This window comes from Actinoplanes sp. ATCC 53533, from assembly GCF_003947245.1.
In genome coordinates this window covers 1-7,103 of the sequence record NZ_QHHV01000370.1, presented here as the reverse complement: position 1 = coordinate 7,103, position 7,103 = coordinate 1, and the positions used below count along the sequence as shown (strand labels likewise).

1 protein-coding gene and 1 pseudogene are annotated in these 7,103 nt (G+C 68.3%); both read right to left on the bottom strand.

What is annotated here, in order from left to right; all coding sequences use genetic code 11:
- A pseudogene (locus DMB66_RS57435) lies at nucleotides 1-1,855 on the bottom strand (RHS repeat protein); the annotation flags it as partial.
- Between the two features lie 350 nt (nucleotides 1,856-2,205).
- Entirely contained in the window at nucleotides 2,206-6,774 is a 4,569-nt protein-coding gene (locus DMB66_RS57430; protein WP_370321421.1) for a carboxypeptidase regulatory-like domain-containing protein, read from the bottom strand.
- Between the last annotated feature and the right edge of the window lie 329 nt (nucleotides 6,775-7,103).

The following is a 7,103-nucleotide window of genomic DNA, read 5'->3' as shown; positions in this document are numbered from 1 at the left end:
TCCAGCGCACCGGGTAACACCGCAGGGCGTTGGTGTGCGCCGCCGAGGGTATTCGCGAGCCGGCGACGCAATCCGGCGCCGAGTAGGTGATGTTGATGGTGCCGCCGGTCTCGTTGCGGACCATCGCGAGCCGCCACCAGTTCATGGCCGGCGAGTGGTCGATCGTGTCCACCCGGTTGGCCAACTGAATGCCGGTGAACTCCACGTCCGGCATGCTCACGTCGGTACCGACCAGTCCGTCGTGGGAGATCTTGGCCAGCCACAGCCCTGCTCTGGTGCCGTCGCCCGGGTCCGGGAAGGAGTGGGTCAGCGACCATCGCTCCACGTCCCGGTAATCCGTTCCGCCCCACACCTGGGTGGTGACGGTCGCGAGCCGCTTGGTTGACCAGAACGTCGGCGAGAACACATCACAGGTGGAACCGGTGCACTCCTGGTCCCACGGGGTGTCCGGCCAGTGCGCCTCGTCGTGGGTACCGCAGGTGGAGAGGCACCGGTCGCCGACCCCGAAGACCACTCGAGCGGGCGCGCTCCCGCCGAACACACTGTCCGCGTCCCCCACCCGGCGGGTGCCGTACGCAATGTGCCGCAGATAGCCACCGCGCACGTACGGGACCATGTCGTCGGACTTCTTGTTACGGCCGTACGAGTTGGTCTCCTTGGCGTACCAGTACGACGTGCTGTTAGCGCGGAGGTCGACGACGTAGTCGAGGTTCCACCGGTACGCCTGGACGCAGGAGGAGTTGGAGAATGCGGTCGCGTGGCACGGCTCGCCCGAGTTGTTGCCGAAGACGGGCACCGTCCATGCCGACTGGGTGCGCTCGCTGCCGGCGCCTGGCAGCTTGTTCAGCCCGAACCAGTACTGCACGCCGTCGGTGGTCGTGACCACCCAGTGCTCGCCATCGTCGTCACCGTTGTCCGCGTTGGTCCGACGTTCAATTTTGGTGCCGTCGTCGCTGCGCAGATGCCATCTGCCCTCGGCCGCGTTGTAGATCAGTTCGCCGGCGTGTCCCGCCAGGGAGAGCGATGCGTTGTCCGTCGCCCAGCACTGGTCCCCGGTCTTCTCGGTGTTGTTGGCGTTGCCGCCCATGTCGTCGGCGCAGAGCTCGTATCGGCGTTCGATGAATCCACCGGGCCAGGCGTCGAAGCCCTCGCCGGCCCAGGAGGGCTGGTTGTTGGTGGCCGCGTGCCGGCCGTCCACCGACTGCGATGAATACGACAGCACCGCCTGGGGTGCGGAACCGCCCAGGGCAGGGGGAACCCGCATCGGGTACGACCAGGCGAAGTCGCCGGAGTTTCCTCCTGCGGACCAGGTGGCCGACGGCTGTAGCGGAGTGGCCCCGTAGTTGCCCGCCGGCCCGGCCGGCGCCGCCTGCACCGAGACGAGCGCCGATGCGGTCTGGCCGGCCACAGGCACCCCGGCGGCTACGGTTCCGGCCCGCGAGTCGTTGCGCGACGGGAGCGGCCGCCCGACGCATTCCTGCCGCTGCGGGGTTGTCAGTGCGCACTCGGGCAGGGCAACCAGACGCAGTCGAGATGCCCAGTCCGCACCGTAGGCGGTGCGGAATTTGCCGTACTCAACGGTCAGATCGACGGTGTCCGCCGTGGACGAGCCAGCGGGTCGCTCTACTCGCAGCAACACCCCTCGCACGCCGGCCTTCGCTGTCGCCGCCCGGTCCAGGACTTGAACGCGGACCTTGCCGGCGAACTGCCCGGTACGCCCGCCGGCGGCCGGTGCGGCACCTATCCGCACCGGCAGGTTGCCGACGTGGGCCGCCGCAGGGCCGCTTCGGGCGTCCAACTCACTCGCGCCGGCGGTGGGCCAGACCGGCGACGGTTTGGCCCGGGCATCGCTCATCGGCTCCCCGCGTGCGGGCTTGCTGGCCTTTACCTGCGCGACCGGCACGCTCGGCACGGCCTTGGCGACCGGAGGTGCAAATTCAGCGCGGGCGTCAGCCCGGGCCGGGGCATGCAGCAGGCTCGTCAGAACCAGAGCCGCGAGTGTCGCGGTGGCGAAGCGCCGAGTGATGTGAGCGGGACGGCGCCGGGTGACAACCACGGCGATCGAGGGCAGAGTTGGCGGCACCGGAGCCTCCGAAGGCAATGGGAATGGCCAAGGGTGGTGCAGGGGCATCGATCAGAACGTGAGGAAGGTGCCTCGCTCGGACACCTTTCACCGGAAGATTCCTCCCGCTCCGGTAAGCGCGGTCAGGAAACGGGGGGCGTGATGTGCAGGCCGAGGCCAGGTCGTAGGACGGGTGCCCGGTAGGTGTACTGGATCGCGACGGTGCCGTCCTCGTTCTCGATGCCGATGGTGGCGCCGCCACCCAGTTCGAGGAACGTGCCGTCGATCTCGTTGTACGCGAACCGGTAGCCGCCGGCCTCATCCAGAATCAGCTGGAATGAGACGCGGGTGTTCGGGTCCTCATAGGACGCCACGTTGCGCCACTCGATGACAAACTGTCGTTGCGGTGCGGCGCCTCTGGCCGCTGTGCGGACGCTCGCGTTGGCGTCGACGACCCAGTCGTGCCAGAACGGGTAGATCGCGTTGTTCGGCTCTTCGGGGTTGCGCACCGACGGGATCGGCCAGGCGTCCGAGGACGACTCGCCCGGGTCGGTGAAGGCCAGCAGTCCGTTGTTGTCTACCCAGGCTGTCGTGTATGTCTTGCCGTAGTGGGTCACCGGGAACGGCAGGCTCACGGAGGTGTACGCGTCGTCGCCGGTGATCGGTAGCACGGTGGTGTCGGCCGGGGTCCAGGTCACGGGTTCCTCTGTGACTGTGTAGCCGCTGGCCGTGGCCGTGGTGCCGGTGGTGAAGTCGGCCGTCGGTTCCGTGTTGGTGGCGACGGTTACCTGGTCAACCGTGGAGCCGGCACACCCTCCGGTTGTCTGGGTGGCGATCACCGCGTATTCGCCGGCTGGGACGTCGGCGATCCGGTAGGTGCCGTTGGCCGCGGTGGTGGCCGACTTGCCGGCCACCGCCACGCCGGCCCCGGCCACAGGGGCGCCCTGGCAGGTCACTGTGCCGCTGACCGCGCCCGCGCCCGGCTGGCCGGGTACAAAGGTCACGCCCTTGCCGGATTCGAGCAGCGCCTGCTTGTGCAGGTATTGGAAGCCCACGGTGCCGGATGCGTTCTCGATGCCCACCGTGGCGCCGGCGCCACGGGCGACGGCGTAGCCGGCAGGGATCTGCGAGTAGGCGATGGTGATCTCGCCGTTCTCGGAGAACACGGCCTCGAAGGTGGCTCTGGCATTGACATCTTCCCAGAGGTGGACGTTGCGCCACTCCACGACCCACTTGCGATTCGGTGCCGTACCGGTCGTGGTCGTCGCAATGTGCGATTGCGTGTCCAACACCCAGTCGTCCCAGTGCGCGTAGACCGCGGCGTCCGGCAGACCCTCGGCCGCCTGGGTCGGCACCTCGTTGGGGTTGGAGCCGATCCAGCCGAAGAATAGCGGGTCCTTGAAGGTCACCAGGCCGTTGGAGTTGATCCAGGCCGAGGTGTACGTCTGGCCGTACAGCTTGACCGGGAACGGCGGGTTCTTCTGCCAGGTGACCTCGTCACCGGTCCAGTCCTCGGTGATCGTGCCGGGGATGAACGCGGTGCTGCCGGAGGTGCACTTGTAGCCGAATTCGTCACCGTCGGTCATCACCGACAGGTCCACGTCGGTGGTGCCGCCGGGCAGGTTGATCGTCGCGTTCGCGTACCGGCCGGCGCACCGCGCATCACCGGTGGCCACTGAGACCTTGTACTCGCCTACCGGCACCCCGGTGAACTGATATGTGCCGTCGGCGGCGGTGGTCGTGGTGCGGCCGCCCGGGCTGAGACTGACCGTCAGCCCGGCCGCCAGGCCTGCGGTGACTGCGACCGTGACACTGCCGCTGATCACACCCGGTGCTGCCGGGGTGAAGGTGATCGAGCCGTTGGAGTTGACCCGCGCCTCCTGGAAGGAGAACAGCTGGGCCACCGTGCCGGAGGCGTTCTCGATGCCGATCGTCGCCGCCGCGCCCTGCTGCAGCGTGGTGGTTAGCGTGCCGTAGTTGAAGGCGATCTCACCGGTGGTCTCGCTGAACACCGCCTCGAAGGTGATCCGGTCCGGGCCGCTCGGACGGAACTTCGCGTTGCGCCACTCGATCACGAACTTGCGGTTCGGTGCGGTGCCGACGGTGTCGGTGCGCACGCTCGCCGAGGCGTCGATCTCGAGATCGTCCCAGAACGGCGCGACCACCGCGTTCGGCGCGGCCAGCGTCGGCATCGTCGGGTTCGCATACGTGTTGGTGCCAAGCGAGGCGCCGAAGGTCAGGAAGCCGTTGGTGCTGACCGTGGCCGAGGTGTACGTCTGGCCGTGGAACGGCATCGCGAACGGCAGGGTGATCCCGGCTGTGCCTTCGTCGCCGGTCAACGCGAGCGCGTTGGCCGCGGCGACGAAGCTGCCTGTGACCTGCGCGCAGGCGTAGCCCATGCCGCCGTAGTCCAGTGCCCGGCGCAGGTCGCGGACGGTGTCCGCGGTCAGGTCGACGATCTCCTGGGCGACCTGCGGGCACTTCTGGTTCTGCGCTGAGTAGACCGTGTACGTGTCCGGGATCAGCCCATCGAAGCGGTACGTGCCGTCGGATGAGGTGGTGGCTTGCATTCCTGTCGGGTCGAGCGTGACCTTTGCGCCGGAGATCCCGGTGCCTGACATGCTGAGGACCTTGCCGGAGATCGAGTAGGTGGACGGCAGGTCCATCGCGGCCGGCGAGTCGAAGATCACCGATCGGTCGGTGGCCAGCGCGGCCTCGCCAGCCGCGTACGTCAGCCCGTCCGCGCCGTCCGGTGCCTCGATGCCGACTACAGCCTTGGCGCCGCGCTCGTTGTCGTTGTCCAGCCCGGTGTAGCTGAACGTCACCGTGCCGTCGGCGCCGAGGACGGCCTCGAAGGACAGTCGCTCGGCTGTAGTGCCCTTGCGTAGCACGTTGCGCCACTCGACGACGAACTTCGCGGCCGTGCCGGTGCCGGAGCTGGTCGTGTTCACGCTAGCCGAGGAGTCCACAACCAGGTCGTCCCAGAACGGTGCGACCAGGCCGTCGGGCGTGGCCGTCCCGGGCAGCGGAAGACCGTCACCGGGGTGCGAACCGGACGGGTCGACGAATGACAGGACGCCGTTGGTGTCGATCCAGGCGGAGCGGTAGGCCTGGCCGTAGAACGGGAAAGCGAACGGGATCTCTACGGTGGCCACCGCGTCATCACCGGTCAGGGTTACTGCGGTGGTCGCCGGGGCGAACGAGGAGGTCGTCTCGTCGCAGGTGTAGCCCAGATCGTCGGTCGGCGGGGCGACCACCATGTCCTGCCAGGTATCGCCATCCAGGGACAGGGTGGTTCGGAAGATTCGGCCGCAGCGGCCGTCCACCGTCGCGGTGATCGTGAACTGACCCGCTACGAGGCCAGCAAAGGTGAACCCGCCGTCGTCACCGGTCGTCGCGGTCAGGCCGCCCGGTTGCAGTGTCACCACCGCGCCCGGCACCAGCTCGAAGGTCTCCGAGTCGATGACCACGCCGCTGAGCGAAGCACCGCCGGCGACCTCGAACTGTGCGGTACCGACGAGGCTGAGCTGGCCGTTCGCCCCCACCGACTTGGCGTACACGGTGGTGGGACCTGCCGAGGTAGGCGTCACCGAGCCGTCGGCGATCGCGCCGGCGGTTGCCGGGGTCGCGGTCTTGTCCAGGATGGCGGAGCCGGCGCTGTACTTGTACGCGGTGACGTTCGTGTCGCCGGCGGCGTTGAGCTGAACCTTGGTGGCTTTGCCGATCTCCGCGGGCGTGGTCTCCGGGAAGGTAACGACCGGCGGCAGCGGCATGGTCAGCAGGGCGATGTCCGCCACCGGTACGACGAAGGTGTACACGCCCAGGTCGTCCAACTGCCCGGTGAAGTAGCCGTCGTACGCACCGTTCCACTTCCGGCGCCCGACAGTGACATCGGAGGTTGCGTTGAAACCGCCGGTCAGCGTCGCGGTGGCGGTCTGCGCGACGCCGTTGACGAAGAGCGTCAGCTTCTTGGTCGACACATTGTAAGTAGCCGCGAGGTGGGTCCATTTGTTGGCGGTGGGCGCCGCGTTGGACAGCACCGCGTACTGGGTGGCGTTGTCGGCGTCGGAGCCTGCCATGGCGAAGCGCCACTTGTTGTCCGGACCGGAATAGCCGAGCGAATAGGCCGCCGTCCTGGTGCCGTTGGCCGCGATGACGGTGCGCTGGCCGGTGCCACCGGTGGCAGCGAGCTTCACCCAGGCGGAAACGGTGAAGCTCGAGTCGGTGCGGACCGGCGTCACCGCGTCGGTGTCCGGGTGCGGGTAGTGCAGGGCACCAGCCTGCGAGGCGTACGCCGTCGTACCGTTGAGCGACAACGTGGAGCCGACGTTGGACCGCCCCGCGACACGGGTAGCGCTGCCGGCCAGGGTCGCGGTGTTGCCGTGTCCGGTGTCGTCGGTGGCCGTCGTGGTACCGGCCGCCTCATCGAAGACCCACGCCGCCGCCGGACCGGAACCGGTCTTCACCTTGAAGGTGTAGCTGAACGGCGTGGCGGAGAACCGGCCCGACTTCTCCTTGCTCCACACCCGCAGCGTGTTCACACCGTCCCGGGTCGGAGCGAGGTTCTTGATGACACCGGAGTGATTGGCCTCAGCGGGCACCGTCCGGGCACCGCTGGCCTGGATTCCGGAATCGAGGGTGTAGGCGTACGCGACGATGTCCGTGGGCCGAGTACTCGGGGCGCCGACGGTGAACTCACCGGTCAGCCCCACGCCACCGCTGCCCGGCACGGTCGGCGCGTCAACCGGGTACTGCGTCGAGATCACACTTGTCGGCGGTGCCGGCGGTGTGAGGTCGGCGGTGAACTCACACGTCCCGGACCAGGCGCCATGGTCGGTACCGTCCCAGGTACGCGACTGCCAGACGTAAGTGGTGTTGTCCGCGAGCCGGCCGGCCGGGATCGCCTTGGACACCGGTGACGGGTTACCGGACGACTGCGCGATCTTGTTCGACTCGCTGCGGGCGCCGCCTGCGGGCCACCAGTAGAAGTCGGTGGTGAGCGACTGCTGGCTGGTATCCGGGTCGGACTGCTTGGCCGACA